Annotated in this window: 14 protein-coding genes, 1 tRNA gene and 1 riboswitch; of the genes, 9 read left to right on the top strand and 6 right to left on the bottom strand. The window is 66.1% G+C overall.

The genetic code is table 11. The features are described from left to right. Positions 1-105: 105 nt before the first annotated feature. The 9 genes from GL284_RS16770 (at position 106) to GL284_RS16730 (ending at position 11,396) form a co-directional block, all read left to right on the top strand. Positions 106-1,314 carry an ABC transporter substrate-binding protein gene (locus GL284_RS16770; protein WP_155045799.1) on the top strand — a complete coding sequence of 403 codons (1,209 nt, stop codon included), beginning with the start codon at positions 106-108 and terminating at the stop codon, positions 1,312-1,314. 4 nt (positions 1,315-1,318) lie between these two features. After that, positions 1,319-2,260 carry an ABC transporter permease gene (locus tag GL284_RS16765; protein ID WP_155045798.1) on the top strand — a complete coding sequence of 314 codons (942 nt, stop codon included), beginning with the start codon at positions 1,319-1,321 and terminating at the stop codon, positions 2,258-2,260. A 64-nt stretch (positions 2,261-2,324) separates the two neighbouring features. Next, on the top strand, positions 2,325-3,242 hold the full coding sequence (locus tag GL284_RS16760; protein WP_230383133.1) for an ABC transporter permease: 918 nt from the start codon (positions 2,325-2,327) through the stop codon (positions 3,240-3,242). 10 nt (positions 3,243-3,252) lie between these two features. After that, positions 3,253-4,881, top strand: a complete 1,629-nt coding sequence (locus GL284_RS16755; protein WP_155045797.1) for a dipeptide ABC transporter ATP-binding protein — start codon at positions 3,253-3,255, stop codon at positions 4,879-4,881. Between the two features lies 1 nt (position 4,882). Beyond that, the gene (locus tag GL284_RS16750) at positions 4,883-6,397 is read left to right on the top strand and encodes a M81 family metallopeptidase (protein WP_155045796.1); all 1,515 of its coding nucleotides are present in this window, start codon (positions 4,883-4,885) and stop codon (positions 6,395-6,397) included. Between the two features lie 21 nt (positions 6,398-6,418). Further along, on the top strand, positions 6,419-8,044 hold the full coding sequence (locus tag GL284_RS16745) for a gamma-glutamyltransferase family protein (protein ID WP_155045795.1): 1,626 nt from the start codon (positions 6,419-6,421) through the stop codon (positions 8,042-8,044). 4 nt (positions 8,045-8,048) lie between these two features. Beyond that, positions 8,049-9,446 (top strand): amidase family protein, encoded by a 1,398-nt coding sequence (locus GL284_RS16740; protein ID WP_155045794.1) that lies wholly within the window; start codon positions 8,049-8,051, stop codon positions 9,444-9,446. Between the two features lie 26 nt (positions 9,447-9,472). Then, on the top strand, positions 9,473-10,162 hold the full coding sequence (locus GL284_RS16735) for a GntR family transcriptional regulator (RefSeq protein ID WP_155045793.1): 690 nt from the start codon (positions 9,473-9,475) through the stop codon (positions 10,160-10,162). A gap of 64 nt (positions 10,163-10,226) precedes the next feature. Further along, complete coding sequence (locus GL284_RS16730; protein WP_341870495.1) at positions 10,227-11,396, top strand: M20 aminoacylase family protein; 1,170 nt, start codon at positions 10,227-10,229, stop codon at positions 11,394-11,396. A gap of 177 nt (positions 11,397-11,573) precedes the next feature. Here the strand turns inward: GL284_RS16730 and GL284_RS16725 are convergent. The 6 genes from GL284_RS16725 to gcvT all read right to left on the bottom strand — a co-directional run bounded on the left by GL284_RS16725 (position 11,574) and on the right by gcvT (position 18,540). Beyond that, positions 11,574-11,649 (bottom strand) — tRNA-Ala (locus tag GL284_RS16725). A 60-nt stretch (positions 11,650-11,709) separates the two neighbouring features. After that, complete coding sequence (locus GL284_RS16720; RefSeq protein ID WP_230383134.1) at positions 11,710-13,593, bottom strand: pyrroloquinoline quinone-dependent dehydrogenase; 1,884 nt, start codon at positions 13,591-13,593, stop codon at positions 11,710-11,712. A 5-nt stretch (positions 13,594-13,598) separates the two neighbouring features. Further along, positions 13,599-13,964, bottom strand: coding sequence for a hypothetical protein (locus GL284_RS16715; RefSeq protein ID WP_155045790.1), 366 nt, complete (start codon positions 13,962-13,964; stop codon positions 13,599-13,601). Between the two features lie 174 nt (positions 13,965-14,138). Beyond that, positions 14,139-16,964: an aminomethyl-transferring glycine dehydrogenase gene (gcvP, locus tag GL284_RS16710; protein WP_155045789.1), complete on the bottom strand. Its 2,826-nt coding sequence runs from the start codon at positions 16,962-16,964 to the stop codon at positions 14,139-14,141. A gap of 96 nt (positions 16,965-17,060) precedes the next feature. Continuing rightward, a complete protein-coding gene (gcvH, locus tag GL284_RS16705) occupies positions 17,061-17,417 on the bottom strand; it encodes a glycine cleavage system protein GcvH (RefSeq protein WP_155045788.1) in 357 nt (118 codons plus the stop codon). Positions 17,418-17,427: 10 nt separating this feature from the next. After that, positions 17,428-18,540, bottom strand: a complete 1,113-nt coding sequence (gene gcvT / locus GL284_RS16700) for a glycine cleavage system aminomethyltransferase GcvT (RefSeq protein ID WP_155045787.1) — start codon at positions 18,538-18,540, stop codon at positions 17,428-17,430. Positions 18,541-18,668: 128 nt separating this feature from the next. Next, a riboswitch (glycine riboswitch) is annotated at positions 18,669-18,758 on the bottom strand. Positions 18,759-18,813 lie beyond the last annotated feature (55 nt).

The following is an 18,813-nucleotide window of genomic DNA, read 5'->3' as shown; positions in this document are numbered from 1 at the left end:
ACAGGGACCTCCCCGCCGTCCGCACCGCCAGCGCTTTGATCCGCGCAGTGCGGACGGCGGGGCCCCTCCTATGGACTATCGCTACCCTACGCGCCAAGAAAACGCTTGCCAGTCCAGATAACATCTATGAGCGAGGTGGACGCCAAAAGCTTCACCATGAGCTTCAACGAACCGACCAGCATCGCACTGCTGGCGCTGTCCAAGCCCTCGGGTCTTGCGCCCTTCATCCTGCCCGCAGCGGTCGCCGCATCGCCGGTCAGCACGCCCATCACCTCGACCATCGGCTCTGGCCCGTTCCGGCTGATCCCCGAGGAGTTCCAGCCCGGCGTCGGTGCCACCTTCGAGAAATTCGCCGATTACATCCCGCGCGAAGAACCGGCCGATGGTCTGGCGGGCGGCAAGGTCGTCAATTTCGACAAGGTCGTCTGGACCTCGATGCCCGATGCGATGACGGCGATGACCGCGCTGATGTCGGGAGAGATCGATTTCTTTGAACAGACGCCGCATGACCTGCTGCCGCTGGCCGAGGGCAATCCCGACATCAAGGTCGCAAGTTTCGCCAAACAGGGCAGCCAGAACCTTGTGCGGATGAACCACCTGCAACCGCCCTTCGACAATCCCAAGATCCGTCAGGCCGCGATTCTGGCGCTGGGTCAGCAGGCGATGCTGGATGCGCAGGTCGGTGCGGGGTCGGATTACGGCTCGACCTGCCCGGCGGTCTATGGCTGCCCCAGCGCCTATGTCACCGATTACCGGTCCGACGACATCGTCAACCCGCATCCCGACAAGGCCAAGGCCCTGCTGGACGAGGCGGGCTATGACGGCACGCCGGTCCTGCTGATGCATGCCACCGACAACGTGACGCTGGCGCCGATGGGCCCGGTCATCGCCCAGCAATTGCGCGATGCGGGTTTCAAGGTCGAGATGGTGTCGATGGACTGGGCCAGCGTCGTGGCGCGCCGCGCCTCGAAGGCTCCGGTGGCCGAGGGCGGCTGGAACATGTTCTCGACCACCAACGTGCTGCCTGACGTGGGCGATGCCATCGGCTTCATCGGCGCGGCAGCGGGCGGCGAGACCGCATGGTTCGGCTGGCCGGACGTGCCCGAGATCGAGGCTCTGCGCAAGAAGATCGCCCAGACCGCCGACCCCGAGGAACAAAAGGCCATCGGCATCGAGATCAACAAGCTGGTCATCGACAATGGCGTGATGATCCCGATGGGCGAATTCCGCAACGTGACCACGCATCTGGCGACGGTCACCGGGCAGATGGATGCCGAAGCACCGGTGTTCTGGAACATGCAGAAGGCGGAATAAGCCCATGCTGGGCTTTGTCGCCAAACGCATCGCCTCGGCCATCCCGGTCCTGCTGATGGTCGCGGTCATCGTCTTTCTGGTGCTGCGGCTGTCGCCCGGCGACCCGGCGGCGATGATCGCGGGCCCCAATGCCACGGGCGAACAACTGGAACAGCTGCGCGACAGCATGGGGCTGAACGAGCCCCTGCTTCAGCAGTTGTTCCTGTGGCTGGGCGAAGTCGCGCGCGGCGATTTCGGCGTGTCGCTGATTTCCGGCAAGCCGGTCACGGAACTGATCGGGGACCGCTTCGGCCCGACCATCGCGCTGAGCCTTGTCACCATCGTCATCGCCGTGACCGTGGCGCTGCCGCTGGGCGTGATCGCGGCGTGGCAACAGGGAAAATGGCTGGACCGGACCATCATGGCGGGTTCGGTTCTGGGCTTTTCGGTCCCGGTCTTCATCATCGGCTATGTGATGATCCTGATCTTTGCCCGCACGCTGGGCTGGTTCCCGGTGCAGGGCTACAAGCCGATCTCGTCGGGCCTGTGGGAATTCGCCTCGCGGCTGGTCCTGCCATCGGTGGCGCTGAGCTTTCCCTATATCGCGCTGATCGCGCGGATCGTGCGCACGAACGTGATCGAGGTGATGGGCGAGGACTACATCCGCACCGCCCGCGCCAAGGGTCAGACCGAACGCGGGGTGATGACCGAACATGCCCTGCGCAACGCGGCGGTTCCGATCGTCACGATCATCGGCGTGTCGATCACCATGCTGATCTCGGGCGTGGTCGTGACCGAAAGCGTCTTCAACATCCCCGGCCTTGGCCGCCTGATGCTGGAGGCGGTGCTGGCCCGCGATTACACGGTCATTCAGGCGGTGATCCTGCTGTTTTCGACGATCTATGTCTTCATCAACCTGACCGTGGATCTGCTTTACGGCCTGTTCGATCCGCGCATCCGCTATTGATCCGATCCCTGCCCCCATGCGCGGGGGCAGGCCCATACACGGACCCACGAAAACGGAGCCCGCCATGTCCACGGACCCCGGACCCACTCAGGCCACACCGGCCGATCTAACCCTGCCGGAACTTGAGGGCGCGAAGCGTCCCGGTGGCGTGCTGGCCATGATCGGCGGCCTTCTGTCCACCTGGCCCGCCCGGATCTCCGCGCTGGTGCTGGGGTTGATGATCCTGATGGCGCTGCTGGCGCCGCTGCTGGGCACAGTCGATCCGATCCAGCTTGACCCGTCAAAGCGTCTGCAGGGGATCAGCGCGGATCACTGGCTTGGCACCGACAGCTTTGGCCGCGACCTGTATTCCCGCGTCGTCTATGGCGCGCGCATCTCGCTTGCCGTGGGGGCGGGCACGGCGCTGCTGGCGATCGTGCTGGGCGTGTTCTTCGGCGTGCTGACGGGCTATTTCACCTGGGCCGACATCATCCTGATGCGCTTCATGGACGGGCTGATGGCGATCCCCGGCATCCTGCTGGCGATCACGCTGGTGGCCGTGTCGGGCGCGACGCTGACCACGGTGCTGGTGGCCATCGCCATCCCCGAGATCCCGCGCGTCGCCCGCATGGTCCGCTCGGTCATCATGGGCGTGCGCAATGAGGCCTATGTCGAGGCCGCATCCGTCCTTGGCACCGGGACATGGCCGATGATCTGGCGGCATCTCTTGCCCAATACCGTGGCGCCGCTGATCGTGCAGGGCACCTATATCTTTGCCTCGGCCATCATGACGGAATCGATCCTCAGCTTCCTTGGCGCCGGGGTTCCGCCCGAAACGCCGTCCTGGGGCAACATGATGGCGGATGGCCGGCAGTTCTTTCTGCTGAAGCCCGAACTGATCCTTTATCCCGGCCTGATGGTGTCGCTGACTGTGCTGAGCGTGAACCTGCTGGGCGACGTGCTGCGCGACCGGCTGGACCCGCGCATGGCGAAACGACTGTAAGGAGCGCGCGATGACCGACCCCAAAACCGTCCTCTCCGTCGAAGGCGTCAGCGTCGATACCATCCCCAGCGGCGCGAAACCCATCGTGCGCAACATCGGCTTTACCGTGGCCGAGGGTGAGACCGTCTGCATCGTGGGCGAATCCGGGTCCGGCAAATCCGTCACCTCGATGGCGATCATGGGCCTGCTGCCCAAGGACGCGCTGCGCGTCACCGCCGGCAGAATCCTGCTGGATGGCGAAGATATCCTGACCGCCTCGCCGGCGCGGATGCGCGAATTGCGCGCCGCGCGGGTGGCGATGGTGTTTCAGGAACCGATGACGGCACTGAACCCGGTGCGCACCGTCGGCGACCAGATCGACGAGGTGCTGCGGCTGCACACCAAGCTGCCCCCGGCCGAGCGTAAAAAGCGCGTCCTGACCATGCTGGAACGTGTGCATATGCCGGATGTGGACCGCATCTATCGCAGCTATCCGCATGAGTTGTCGGGCGGCCAGCGCCAGCGCATCGTCATCGCCATGGCGCTGATCCTGCGGCCCCGGCTTCTGCTGGCGGATGAGCCGACGACGGCGCTGGACGTGACCACGCAAAAGCAGATCCTGCATCTGATCAAGGAACTGCAAGAGCAGGAAAAGACCGCCGTCATCTTCGTCACCCATGATTTCGGCGTGGTGTCGGAAATCGCCGACCGGATCGTGGTGATGAACCGCGGCGATCTGGTCGAAACCGGCAGTCGCGACGCGATCCTGACCAATCCGCAGCAGGACTATACGCGGATGCTGGTCGCCTCGGTCCCCAGTCTGATCCCCCGCCGCGATCCGGTCGACACCGGGCCGAAGGTGCTGGAAGTGGTCGGGCTGGACAAGCGTTACGGCAAGAAAAGCATGTTCAGCGACCCTTCGGTCATGGCGGCGCAAGGCATCGGCTTCACCGTGCGCAAGGGCGAGATCACCGGGATCATCGGCGAAAGCGGCTCGGGCAAATCCACCGTCGCCCGCTGCGTCATGCGCCTGACCGACCCGACCGATGGCGCGGTGATCGTCAATGGCACCGACATCGCCTCGGCCCGCAACCTGAAAACGGTGCGCAAGCAGGTCCAGTATATCTTTCAGGACCCCTATCGCTCATTGAACCCGCGCCGCACCATCGGCCAGTCGCTGATGGAGGGGCTGGTCAATTACGGCATGCCCGAGGCCGAGGCGCGCCGGAAGGTGGGCGAAACGCTGGAACTGGTGAACCTGCCCGCCGCTGTCATGAGCCGCTATCCGCACCAGTTTTCCGGCGGTCAGCGCCAGCGTCTGGCCATTGCGCGCGCGGTGGTGATGGAGCCGGATCTGCTGATCGCGGATGAGGCCGTCTCGGCGCTGGATGTGACCGTGCAGGCGCAGGTGCTGCGGCTGTTCGAGGATATCCGCGACCGCACCGGCATCGCCATCCTGTTCATCACCCATGACCTGCGCGTCGCCGCCCAGATCTGCAACACGGTCGTCGTGATGCAGCGCGGGCGCATCGTCGAACAGGGCGCGGCAAAAGACGTGCTGGCCCATCCGGCCCATGCCTATACCCGCGCGCTGATCGACGCGGCCCCGGCGCCCGATTGGGATTTCCAGAACTTCCGACCTGCCGTGAAAGTCAGCTGAGATGCGGATCATCGTTGCCGGTTTCCAGCATGAAACCAACACCTTCGCCGACAGCCGCGCCGATGATGCGGCCTTTGCCCATGGCGGCGGCTTTCCGCCCCTGACGCGGGGGGCTGCGATGTTTGACGCGCTGCACCCCGCCGCCAACCTGCCCGCCGCCGGTTTTATCGCCGCAGCGCAGGCCGCAGGCGACACGATCCTGCCGATCCTGTGGTGCGCTGCCTGCCCTTCGGGGTTTGTGGTCAGATCCACCTATGAAAAGATCGCCGACGAAATCGTTCAGGGCATCCGCGACGCGCTGCCCGCCGATGCGATCTATCTGGACCTGCACGGCGCCATGGTGGCCGAGCACCAGCCCTGCGGCGAGGGCGAGCTGCTGGCGCGGGTCCGCGCCGTCACCGGCCCGGATCTGCCGATCGTCGTCAGTCTGAATCTGCATGCCAATGTCTCGGCCCGGATGCTGGATCTGGCCGATGCGACCGTGGCCTTTCGCACCTATCCGCATACCGACATGGCCGCCACGGGGCGGCGCGCATATGACGTGCTGGCGGCGCGCATCGCGCAGGGCGGGCCTTTCGCGACCGTGGCGCATCGCAGCCCCTATCTGACGCCGATCTGCTGGCAATCGACCCATGACGAACCGGCGCGCGGCCTTTACGCCCGGCTTGAAGCGATCGAGCAGGCGACCGGCGCGACGCTTTCATTCGCGATGGGCTTTCCGGCGGCCGACATCCCCGATTGCGGCGCGATGGTCTGGGCCCATGCCCCGACGCCCGAGGTGGCGACAGCCGCAGCCGATGCGATGAACGCGGCGCTGCTGGCGGCCGAGGCGGATTTCAACGGTCGCCTTTACGACCCGGCCGAGGCCGTGGCCGAGGCGCTGGCCCTGAACGAACAGGGCGTGCAGCCGGTGATCCTTGCCGATCCGCAGGACAATCCCGGCGCGGGCGGCAGTTCCGACACGACCGGCATTCTGCGCGCGCTGGTCGCGGCAGATGTTCCGGACGCGGCGCTGGGTCTGTTCCATGACCCGGCCGCCGCCGCCAAGGCGCATGCGGCGGGCACAGGCGCCACGCTGACACTGGCGCTGGGGGGCAATGCCGGGCTGCCCGACGACCGGCCCTTTACCGTGACAGCGGTGGTGGAAAAGCTGTCGGACGGCAGATTGACCACCTCGGGGCCATATTATGGCACGCTGGCGATGGATCTTGGTCCCTCGGCCTGCCTGCGCATCGGGGGCACCCGCGTGGCCGTCGTCACCAACCGCGCGCAGATGGCGGATCTTGAGATGTTCCGGTTTCTGGGGATCGAGCCTGCGACCTGTCCCATCCTTGTGGTGAAAAGCGCCGTGCATTTCCGCGCGGCCTTCCAGCCGATTGCCGGCAAGCTGCTGACCGCCATCGCCCCCGGCGCGATGCGGATGCGGGCGATGGACTGGGACTGGCACCACCTGCCCGAGGGCCTGCGCCTGATGCCCGGCGGCCCCGCCTTCACCCGCGCCGCCGCGCTGACCTGACCTGATCTGAGAAGACCTGAAATGACCGTCACCGACATCCGTTCCCCGAACCTCTCGCGCGCGATTAGCCTGTCGAAACCCGCGACCCGCAGCACAGGCGGTGTCGTCACCGCCCAGAACCGGCAGGCCGCGCAGATCGGTGCGGCGGTTCTGGCCCAGGGCGGCTCGGCGGTCGATGCCGCCATCGCCACCTCTTTCGCGCTTGGCGTGCTGGAACCGTGGATGAGCGGCATCGGCGGCGTCGGTGCGATGCTGGTCAAACCCGATGGCGGCCCGGTCACGGCCATCGACGCGGGCGCGCGTTCGCCCGCCACGCTTGATCCGGCGGATTTCCCGCTGACCGGCGGGGCGGATGGCGATCTGTTCGGCTGGCCCTCGGTGCTGGAGGATCGCAACGTGATCGGCGCGAAGTCGGTCTGCATTCCCGGCCTGCTGCGCGGGCTGGAGGCGGCGCATGCGCGCTTTGGCCGCCTGCCTTGGGCCGATCTGGTGGCACCGGCCATCCGGCTGGCCGAAGACGGCCCCATCGTCGATACCGCGACAACCGCGTGGATCGCGCAGGACATGGCCCGGCTGATCCGCAACGAAGCCACGGCGGCCATGTTCCTGCCCGGCGGTCTGCCGCTGTCGGCCCCCGCCGCCGTGGGCGCGAAGGTCGTGCGGATGGCGAACCCCGCACTGGCCGCCACGCTGCGCCGCATTGCCGCCGAAGGCCCCGGCGCGCTGTATCAGGGCCAGATCGCCGAAAAGCTGGCCGCCGACATCCAGTCGCTTGGCGGATACCTGTCGACCGACGATCTGTCGGGGTTCGACGCCGTGGTGACCGAGGCCGCATCCGAACCCTATCGCGATCATACCTTGCACCTGCTGCCCGAACTGAACGGCGGCGTGACGGTCGCGCTGGCGCTGCGCAACCTTGCGCAGACCCCGAAACCCAGCGGCCCGCTGCCTTCGCCCGCGGAGGTGGTCGCCAGCGCCAAGGCGCTTGCCCGCGCATGGGAACACCGCTTTGCCAAGCTGGGAGACCGGGCCGAACGCACGCTGCCCAGTTGCACCACGCATCTGAGCGTCACCGACCGCGATGGCATGTCGGTCTCGCTGACCCAGACGCTGCTGTCGCTGTTCGGCTCGCGCGTGCTGTCGCCCTCGACGGGGATCTTGCTGAACAACGGCGTGAACTGGTTCGATCCCCGCCCCGGCCGGATCAATGCCATCGGACCGGACCGCAAGGCCCTGGCCAATTACAGCCCGATGATGATGTCCGGCCTGGACGGATCGGTGACCGCCCTTGGCGGGTCGGGGGGCCGCAAGATCCTGCCTGCGGTCTATCAGGCGCTGATCCATCTGGCCGATTACGGCATGACGCTGCAAGAGGCCATCGCAGCGCCGCGCTATGACCTGTCCGCCCCGCCGCTGATCGTCGCGGATATGCGGCTGGGCCAGCCGGTCCTTGATGCGCTGGCGGCCGAGTTTCCGACCGTGCTTACCGAACGGATGATGCATCCGAACAACTTCACCACGCTGGGCGCGACCCGCCGCGCGGGCGGCATCACTGAGGGCATGGCCGAACCGTGGCACCCCTGGGCCGAAGCCGTGGCCGAAGGTGACGACCTGATGGCGATCCCCGCCAGCTATCAAAAGGACTAAGCCGATGACCGACCTGTGGTCCCTGCCCGCCACCCGCATCGCCGCCATGGTCCGCGCGGGCGATGTCAGCGCCGTCGAGGTCGCCACCTCGGCCCTTGCGCGGCTTGAGGCGGTGAACCCCAAGATCAACGCGGTGGTGGATTACCGCCCCGAGGAAACGCTGCAAACCGCGCAGGCGGTCGATGCGGTGCTTGCCGCAGGCGGCGATCCCGGCCCGCTGGCAGGCGTGCCGATCACGATCAAGGTCAATGTCGATCAGAAGGGCTGGGCCACGACGAACGGCATCAAGGCGCAGAAAGACCTGATCGCCCCCAGCCACAATCCGGTCGTGGCGAACCTGCTGGGGGCGGGGGCCGTGTTACTGGGGCGGACGAATACGCCTGCGTTCAGCTATCGCTGGTTCACCAACAACCTGCTGCACGGCCATACCTATAACCCCCGCAACCGCGCGCTGACCCCCGGCGGGTCATCCGGCGGGGCGGGGGCCGCGACCGCGGCGGGGATCGGCGCGATCGGGCATGGCACCGATATCGCCGGATCGGTGCGCTACCCGGCCTATGCCTGCGGCATCCACGGGCTGCGCCCCACCATCGGACGGATCGCGGTGCACAATGCTTCGGGCGCGGACCGCACCATCGGCGGGCAGATCATGTCGACCTCGGGACCGCTGGCCCGGTCCATCGCCGATCTGCGGCTGGGGTTTCAGGCGATGGCCAAGGCCGATCCCCGCGATCCGTGGTCGGTCCCCGTGCCCTTCCACGGCCCGGACCTGCCCCTGCGCGCCGCGCTATGCCTGCATCCCGATGGATCCCAGACCGCGCCCGAGCTGGTGGCTGAACTGCTGGACGCCGCCGAAAAGCTGCGCGATGCAGGCTGGCAGGTCGATCAGGTGGACACGGTGCCGCCCATCGCCGAAGCCTCGCGCATCCAGCTGACGCTGTGGCTGGGCGATGGCTATGCGGGCATGGTCGCCGCCGCGGAGGCCGAGGGCGATCCCGGTGCGCTGGCGGCGCTGGCCAGCCAGAAGGCGCTGGCCGACAGCATCGCCATGCCCGATTTTTCCGCCGCGCTGACACAGCGCATCGGGATCGCGCGGAAATGGGCCGAATTCAGCGCGGTCTATCCGGTCACGCTGCTGCCGCCGTCCGCGGCCTTGCCCTTTGCCGACAATCTTGACCTGCGCAGCCCCGAAGATTACCAGCGCGTCTGGGAATTGCAGCATCTCATGGTCGGCCTTGCCGTCGCCGGGATGCCCGCGCTGACCCTTGCCACGGGCCAGACGGCCAAGGCGGAACCCGTCGGCATCCAGATCGTCGCGCCGCGTTTCCGCGAGGATGTGGCTCTGGCGGCCGCCGAAGCCATCGAGGCGCGCGGGCCCGCCGTCACCATTGCCGAGCCCTGAGCCAAGGGCCGGCGCGGAGGATACCCATGTCGCTTGATAAGCTCCGCCCGATCAGCCGCCAGTCGACCGAGACGCTGGTGACCGACAATCTCCGCGACTTCATCCTGTCGGGTGAGATCGCGCCCGGCGGGCGGCTGACCGAAATTGCGTTGGCCGATCAGCTGGGCGTGGCGCGGTCAACCCTGCGCATGGGGCTGCACCGGCTGGCCGCCGAGGGCATCGTCGTGCAGACGCCCTATACCGGCTGGCATGTCGCCTCGCTCAGCGCCGCCGATGTCTGGGAAATCTGGACCCTGCGCGGCAGTCTTGAAAGCCTTGCCTCGCGCTTGGCGGCGGAACGGACCCAGCCCGAAATCCGCGCCCAGCTTGACGCGGCATTCGACGCGTTCCTTGGGGCCTGCGAACGCGGCGTGGTCCATGAGATGTCCAAGGCCGATTTCGCGATGCATCGCGCCATCGTCGATTGTTCCGGGCATCGCAGACTGGCCGCGCAATACCGGCTGGTGGAACAGCAGGTGCGGCTGTTCATCGCCACATCGAACACCCATGTCGCCACCGGCCCCGACGACATCATCGCCCAGCATATGCCGCTGATCGGCGCCATCCGCGCCCGTGATGGCGAGGCCGCAGCCAAGGCCGCATGGGAACATGACGCGACCGAAGGCGCGCGGCTGATGGACTGGATTGCCAGGCAACCGCCCCCCAAGGTGGAATGACCGCCCCGGCCGGCACGCCGCAGGGCGGCCTGGCTTATCACGCCCCAACAGACAGGAAGACCCCGTGCCGATATTGCCCCAGATCGAAGCCGCCGCCCCGGAACTCGAGGCGATCTTCCGCGACCTGCACACGCACCCGGAAATCGGTTTTCAGGAAAGCCGCACCGCAGGCATCGTTGCCGCAAAGCTGCGCGACTGGGGCTTTGACGAGGTGCATGAAGGCATCGGCGTCACCGGCGTCGTCGGCATCCTGCGCGGTCAGGGCGGCGGCAATCGCCGGATCGGCCTGCGCGCCGACATGGACGCGCTGCCGATCCATGAGACGACGGACCTTGCCTATGCCTCGCAAAGCGCGGGCAAGATGCATGCCTGCGGCCATGACGGGCATACGACCATGCTGCTGGGCGCCGCCCGCTATCTTGCCGCGACGCGGCAGTTCGACGGCACCGCCGTCCTGATATTCCAGCCCGCCGAAGAGGGTCTGGGCGGCGCCCGCGCCATGATCGCCGAGAAGCTGTTCGAGCGGTTTCCGGCGGATGAGGTTTACGGCATGCACAACCTGCCCAGCGGCCAGCCCGGCCGCGCGACGCTGTGCAAGGGCGCGGCAATGGCCGGGGCCTCGTTCTTCGACATTGCCGTCACGGGCCGCGGCAGCCATGGCGCGACCCCGCATCACGCCGCCGATCCGTTGGTGGTGGCCTCGGCGCTGGTCGGCCAGTTCCAGACCATCCTTGGGCGCAATCTGTCGGCCACGGAAACCGGCGTCCTGTCGGTGACCCAGATCCATTCGGGCAGCGCCTATAATGTTGTGCCGGGCACTGCCACGCTGGCCGGAACCCTGCGCTTCTTCAAACCTCAGATCCGCGATCTGATGCAGCGCCGCATGCGCGAGATCTGCGCGGGCTTCGCCCTAGGCTACGGCGTCGAGGTCGAGATCACCTTCCGCGAGATCTTCGAGGTTCTGGAAAACGACCCGGCGCTGTCTGACGAATGGGCGGCTGCGGCGGGCGACATTCTGGGCCTTGATGCGGTCCAGATCGAGACCGTCCCGCAGATGGGGTCCGAAGATTTCGCCGACATGCTGCAGCTGATCCCCGGCGCCTATGGCTATGTCCACCACGCGGGCACGGTTCAGCTGCACAATCCGGGCTTCGTGCTGGACACCGGCATTCTGCCGGTCGGCGCCTCGATCTATGCCCGGCTGATCGAGCGGCGCATGCCGCTGGCCGCCTGAGGCATGGCCTGATCCCGGCGGCGGGCCGGGCATCCCGCTGAACGGGTTTGCTTGTTGGCAAGCAGGTAGAACGGTCAAACCGGATTGGGGAGGTTCCGCGGATCTGTGGTCGCGATATGTGGGAAACACCAGCGGAACAACCGCTTCAACTTCGCACGTTTTGTACAGAAGGAGATATGGTGGAGCCGAGGGGAATCGAACCCCTGACCTCGTCATTGCGAACGACGCGCTCTACCAACTGAGCTACGGCCCCACTTGGGCCGTTAACTGGACGCGCGCGCGGGGATTGTCAAGATCCCCGCGCGGCCAAGGGTCACTCGGGCAGTGCGAAGGCCACCAGTTGATCGCCGACCTGCGGCTTGATGATCGAATTGCCGCCCGCGGTGAACAGCACATATTCGCGGCCCTTGTAATCGAACACCGCCGGGATCGAAACGGCGGGCGCATCGACCTGCGCCTTCCACAGCACAGCGCCGGTCTTGGCGTCCAACGCCCGGACGCGTGCGTCCATGGAACCGCCGATGAAGATCAGCCCGGTTTTCGTCACCACCGGCCCGCCGATGGTGGGCGAGCCCCAGCTTTCGGGCATGTAAAAGCCCCATTGTTGCACCTGGCCAAAGGGCTCTTGCCACAGCGTCTCGCCGGTTTTCAGGTCGATGGCCGACATCTGACCGAAGGGCGGCTTCCAGCAGGGCATGCCCAGCGGGTTCAGGAAGTTGGTCAGCCTGAACCCATAGGGCGCGCCGTTCATCGGAAACAGCCCGCCTTCGGCCTCGGACCCGCCCGAGGCCAGCTTGTCATACTCGGCCCGTTCGATCAGCTGATAGATCTGCACCACGTTCGAGTTGTTGATGTAGAAGATGCCGCTTTCAGGATCGACCGCGCCGCCGCCCCATTGATGCCCGCCCGCGGTGGCCGGGAAAGCCAGCGAGCCTTGCAGTGAGGGCGGCGTGTAGCGGCCTTCGCTGCGCAGCTCGGCCGCCTTGCGCGAACACCAGCCAAAGGATGCCACATCGGCCAGCTTGAAGACGCCGCTCCATTCGTCGGTGGTGGCGGCTTTCGGTAAGGTCGGGAAGGGCTGGACGGGGCTGGAAGCCTCGCCCTCGACATCCGATTGCGGGACGGGACGATCCTCGATGGGGAAGATCGGCTCACCGGTCAGACGGTTCAGCACGAAATACATGCCCATCTTGGTGGTCTGCACCAAGGCCGGGACCGTGCCGCCATCCTTGGGAATGTCGATCAGCGTCGGCGCGGCATTGATGTCGTAATCCCAGATGTCGTGATAGACCAGTTGCCGTGACCAGACGACCTCGCCGGTATCGCCGTTCAGCGCGGTGACCGAGGTGGCATAGGGGATGGTTTCCTTGCGGTCGCCGCCATAGAAATCCGGGCTGGGCGACGACACGGGCAGATAGACCAGCCCATTCGCCTCATCCACCGACATGGCGGTCCAGACATTCGCCGCGCCGGTCTTGCCGGGATAGTCGTCGGGGATGGAATAGAACTTCCATTTCAGCTCGCCCGTGCGGGCATCGACGGCATGGACCGAGCCCAAGGGGTTCTTGCTGTCCACCCAGTCCTTGCCCGCCCAGCCCAGCAGCAGCGTGTCCTTATAGACGGTCGGCGGCTGCAATTGCGACAGCGGGAAATTCGCATCGGGACGGTTCCACTGGTTCACGTCCAGAATGCCGCCTTCGCCGAAATCCTGACACAGCTCGCCGGTATCGGCATCCAGCGCGTGGATCTGGCCGGTCATCGTGCCCAGATAGATCCGCTTGGAACATGTCCCGGTCGAGCCGTCGCTGGCCGCCCAATAGGTCACGCCGCGGTTCTTCAGCTCGGGCTGGGTCAGCGCCTTCAGCAAGGTCTGCGGATCATAGGTCCATTTGACGCGGCCGGTATCCGGCTCGAGCGCGATGACGCGATAGAACGGCGTGCCGATATAGACCGTATCATTGGCGACGATGGGCGTGGCGGACCAGACCGTGCCGGGAATGTCGCCCTTCCCGTTCGATACATCGCCGGTATGCAACTCCCAGACCTTTTCCAACTGACCCACGTTTTCCGGCGTGATCTGGGTCGAGTGCGAATATTTCTGCGCCATCTTGTCGCCGTGAAAGCCGGTCCATTCGGCCTGCTGCGCAAGGGCGGGGGTGGTTGCCAGCAAAGCCAGCGCGGTTGCCAGAATACGCATTGCCATCACCTCGCGATCAGGACGAACAGCAGCCAGCAGACCAGCAGGGCCAGCATGGCGATCAGCACGAACGTGCTTTCCAGAAAGAACGCCGCCAGCGCCGTCAGCGCCGCGCCCAGCAGGATCAGCAGCGTGAAGGTGGTGCGCAGCGCCCCGCCCGACAGCCGCCCCACCAGCAGCGCCGCGCCGGTCAGCGCCACGGTCCCGAACAGCTGCAATCCCGCCCCGCTTGTCCATGCCACACCCGATGCGCGCAGGAAGAACTCGACCGCAGCCGCGATCAGCCCGATGACAGCCGGAACGGCCATGATATTGGCCACCAGTTCTTCCTGAGCGCGCGGCGGCGCCACGCCTGTTAAGCTTCTTGCCATGATGTCATACCATCTGTTTCGCGATTGGGTCGTGCTGCCATGGCCAAGGCTACGGTGACGGCACGCATCACGACAACGTCAGATTGGCTTGAGCAGTTTCGCAATAACCGACAGTTTCATGAAATCCGCATGAAAAATCAAAAAGGGCCGCCCGATCCGGCGGCCCCATGGCAGTCACTCGGCAGCTTCTGCGTAACTTTCCAGCGGCGGGCAGGTGCAGATCAGGTTGCGGTCGCCAAAGACGTTGTCCACCCGCCCGACCGGAGGCCAGTATTTGTCCACCCGGAACGCGCCCGCCGGGAAACAGCCCTGTTCGCGCGAATATTCGCGGCTCCAGTCCGCCACCAGATCCTCGACCGTGTGGGGGGCATGACGCAAAGGCGATGCCTCATGCGAAATGCGGCCCTCGGCAATATCGGTGATCTCGTCGCGGATCGACAGGAAGGCCGTGATCAGGCGGTCGATCTCGGCCTTGGTCTCGGATTCGGTCGGCTCGACCATCAGGGTGCCGGCGACCGGAAAGCTCATGGTCGGGGCGTGAAAGCCGTTGTCGATCAGCCGCTTGGCGATGTCGTCCACGGTGACGCCATGCGCCTGAAAGGGACGCGTGTCCAGAATGCATTCATGCGCCACACGGCCCCGGTTGCCCATGAACAGCACCGGATAGGCCCCGGCCAGACGGCTGGCGATGTAATTGGCGTTCAGGATCGCCACCCGCGTCGCCTGCGTCAGCCCCGCACCGCCCATCATCAGGATATAGGCCCAGGAAATCAGGAGGATCGAGGCCGAGCCCCACGGCGCGGCCGACACCGCACCCGCCGCCTCGCGCGGATCGGCCGGCAGGAAGGGCGCCAGATGCGCCTTGACCCCGATCGGCCCCATGCCGGGACCGCCGCCGCCATGCGGAATGGCAAAGGTCTTGTGCAGGTTCAGGTGGCTGACATCGCCGCCGATGGCGCCGGGCTGGACCAGACCGACCATGGCATTCATGTTGGCCCCGTCGATATAGACCTGCCCGCCATGGCGATGCGTGATGTCGCAGACCTCGCGCACGGTATCTTCAAAGACGCCATGCGTGCTGGGATAGGTGATCATCACAGCCGCCAGCTTCTCCCCCGCCTTCGCGGCCTTGTCGGCAAAATCCTCAAGATCGATGTCGCCATTCGGCGCGGATTTGACCACCACGACCTTCATGCCGCACATCTGCGCCGTCGCGGGGTTTGTGCCATGCGCCGAAACCGGGATCAGGCAGATGTCGCGATCCTCGCCGCGCGACCGGTGATAGGCGGCAATCGTCAAAAGCCCGGCATATTCCCCCTGCGCGCCGCTGTTCGGTTGCAGCGAGAACGCATCATAGCCGGTGATCGCGCACAGCTTTTCCGTCAGATCGGCAAAGACCTCGTGATAGCCCGCCGCCTGATCCTCGGGGGCAAAGGGGTGCAGCGCGCCGAATTCGGGCCAGGTGATCGGCATCATCTCGGCGGCGGCGTTCAGCTTCATCGTGCACGATCCCAGCGGGATCATCGCCCGATCCAGCGCCAGATCGCGGTCCGACAGGCGGCGCATATAGCGCATCATCTCGGATTCGGCCCGGTTCATGTGAAAGACCGGATGGGTCAGATAATCGCTGTCGCGGATCAGCGCCTCGGGGATCGCGGGGGCAAGCGCGGGCATCGCCGCATCGGTAATCCCGAACGCATCCAGCACGCGGGCGATGACCCCGGCATCGGTCGTCTCATCAAGGCTGATGCCCACGCGGTCGCGGCCGACCCGGCGCAGGTTGATGCCGCGATGCCGGGCGGCGGCCATGATGCCCTGCTGACCAACACCGACGCGGACGGTGATCGTGTCGAAAAACGCCTGCGGCTCGACCTCGGCGCCCGCCGCGCGCAGGGCATCGGCCAGCGTCACCGCGTTCAGATGCACGCGCTGCGCAATCGCGCGCAGACCGATAGGCCCGTGAAACACCGCATAGAACGACGCCATCACCGCCAGAAGCGCCTGCGCCGTGCAGACGTTCGAGGTGGCCTTCTCACGCCGGATATGCTGCTCGCGGGTCTGCAGCGACAGGCGGTAAGCCTTGTTGCCCTTGGCATCGATGCTGACGCCGACGATGCGCCCCGGCATGGCGCGCTTCATGTCATCGCGACACGCCATGAACCCGGCATGCGGCCCGCCATAGCCCATCGGCACACCGAACCGCTGCGCGCTGCCCACGGCAATATCGGCCCCCATCGCGCCCGGCTCTTTCAACACGCACAGCGCCAGCAGATCGGTCGCAACAACCGCAATCGCGCCCGCATCATGCAGCGCGGCGCAATCCCCGCTCAGATCGCGGACATGGCCATGCGTGCCGGGATACTGGAAGATCGCGCCGAACACCGCCGCCGGATCCAGCTCACCACGCACGATCTGGATGCCCAGAGGCGCCGCGCGGGTCTCGATCACCGAAACGGTCTGCGGATGCAGATCATCGCTGACAAAGAATGCCCGCGCCTTCGACTTGGCCAGACGCTGCGCCATGGCCATCGCCTCGGCCGCCGCCGTCGCCTCATCCAGCAGGCTGGCATTGGCAACCGGCAAGCCGGTCAGATCGGCCACCATGGTCTGGTAATTCAGCAAGGCCTCCAGACGACCCTGTGCGATCTCGGGCTGATAGGGGGTATAGGCCGTATACCAGGCGGGGTTTTCCAGAATGTTGCGCTGAATGGCGGGTGGGGTCACCGTGCCGTAATAGCCCTGCCCGATCAGGCTGGTCATCACGCGGTTGCGCGCGGCAACCTCGCGCATCCGGCCCAGCAGCGCCGCCTCGGACAGCGCGGGCCAGTCCAGCGCGCGTTCCTGCCGGATGCCCGACGGCACGGTCTGGCCGATCAGATCATCCAGACTCTCCGCGCCGACCACACGCAGCATCTCGGCCATTTCCGCAGGGGACGGGCCGATATGCCGCCGGTTGGCGAAATCGTCGGGGTTATAGTCGGTCGGCGTCCATTTCGTCATGGCCATGCCCTCAAACAATCCAGAAGCGCGCCTCCGAAGCGCGAACTCCAAAGGCTTCCTTGTTTTTCAAATACCCATGCGGCGCTGCCGCCGGGATCAGCCGATCAGCTGCTGATAGGCGTCTTCGTCCAGAAACCCCGACAGATCGGGATTGCTGGGCTTGATGCGAAAGAACCACGCCGTCAGCGGATCGTCATTCACCAGACCGGGCGTATCGGGCAGCGCATCGTTGACGGCGGTGATGACCCCCGCCAAAGGCGCCACGATATCCGAGGCCGCCTTGACGGATTCGATCACCACGATCTCCTCGCCCGTGTCGACCTCGCGCCCGACCTCGGGCAATTCGACAAAGACCACATCGCCCAGCTGTTCGCTGGCATGTGCGGTGATGCCGACGACGATCTCGTCGCCGTCCTGACGCAGCCATTCATGATCCGGAGTATATTTCAACATGCCTTGCCTCTCAGCGCTTGTAGCTTGGTTTGTGGAAGGGAAGCGGCGTCAGCGTCACGGCGACGCGCTTGCCGCGCAACTCTGCCCAGACGGTCGCCCCGTCGGAAAGATCGGCGGGCAGGACGGCCATGGCGATGGGGCCACCGACCGAAGGTCCGAACCCGCCGGAACAGACCTTGCCGATGGGCGCACCGCCTTCGTCAGCGGCAAAGATCGCGACGCCTTCGCGGATCGGGGCGCGGCCTTCGGGACGCAGCCCGCGGCGGGTGCGCGCGGGCCCCCGGGCCAGTTCGGGCAGCACGGCAGATGCACCGGGAAAGCCGCCCTGACGCGCGCCGCCCTGACGGCGCAGCTTGGGAACCGACCAGCCAAGCGCCGCCTGGGCGGGGCGGGTCTCGGCGTCCATGTCATGACCGTAAAGCGGCATCCCCGCCTCAAGCCTCAGGCTGTCGCGCGCGCCAAGCCCGATCGGGGCCACGTCGGGCGATGCCAGCAGCGCACGCGCCAAAGCCTCGGCCTCGGCCAAGGGAACCGAGATCTCGAACCCATCCTCGCCGGTATAGCCCGAGCGGCTGACCCACAGCGTCACGCCCTGCCAGTCGAATTCCGCCACATCCATGAACCGCATCACGGCCACACCGGGGATCAGCGCGGCCAGCACCGCCGCGGCCTTCGGGCCCTGCAGCGCCAACAGCGCGCGGTCGGTCACGGGCTGGACCTGAATGCCCTGCGCCTCAAGCTGGCGCAGATGCGCGATGTCGGCATCGGCGCAGGCGGCGTTCACGACCAGCAGCAGGTGATCGCCCTTATTGGCGATCATCAGATCGTCAAGGATGCCGCCCGCATCATTGGTGAACAGCCCATAGCGCTGGCGACCCGGCTCCAGCCCGACGATATCTGCGGGAACCAGCGTCTCAAGCGCCTGCGCCGCAGTGTCGCCGCGCAGGATTACCTGTCCCATATGGCTGACATCGAACAGCCCGGCGGCAGTGCGGGTGTGCAGATGTTCGGCCATGACGCCCATCGGGAATTGCACCGGCATGTCCCAGCCGGCAAAGGGGACCATCTTGCCGCCCAGCGACAGGTTCAGGTCATAAAGCGCGGTTCGCCGCAGATCGGCCATGGGCATCCCCTGTTTGACAGACGGAATAAGCCCGCCCGCTTCAGATGCCCCCTCTGTCCTTACCCCTGCGGGGCGCCTGAGATCGTTATCCCTTCGGCGGGCAGCACGCTGCCACTCTCCAGTCCTTCATATGGAAAACGGTTCGTTTTGCCTGAGAGTTTCCCGGGGCGGTTGCTCCTTCGGCCCTGACTTTCGTCAGCGTCTCCCGATTTCCACCTTTCGTCGTAGAGAGGCGGCGACATTCCGGCAAGTCCATTCTGCAAGAATGTCGCA

The sequence above is a fragment of the Paracoccus shanxieyensis genome (assembly GCF_009711265.1).
GTDB lineage: Bacteria > Pseudomonadota > Alphaproteobacteria > Rhodobacterales > Rhodobacteraceae > Paracoccus > Paracoccus shanxieyensis.
The sequence above is the reverse complement of the archived record's forward strand: the minus strand, read 5'-3'. Positions and strand labels throughout refer to the sequence as shown.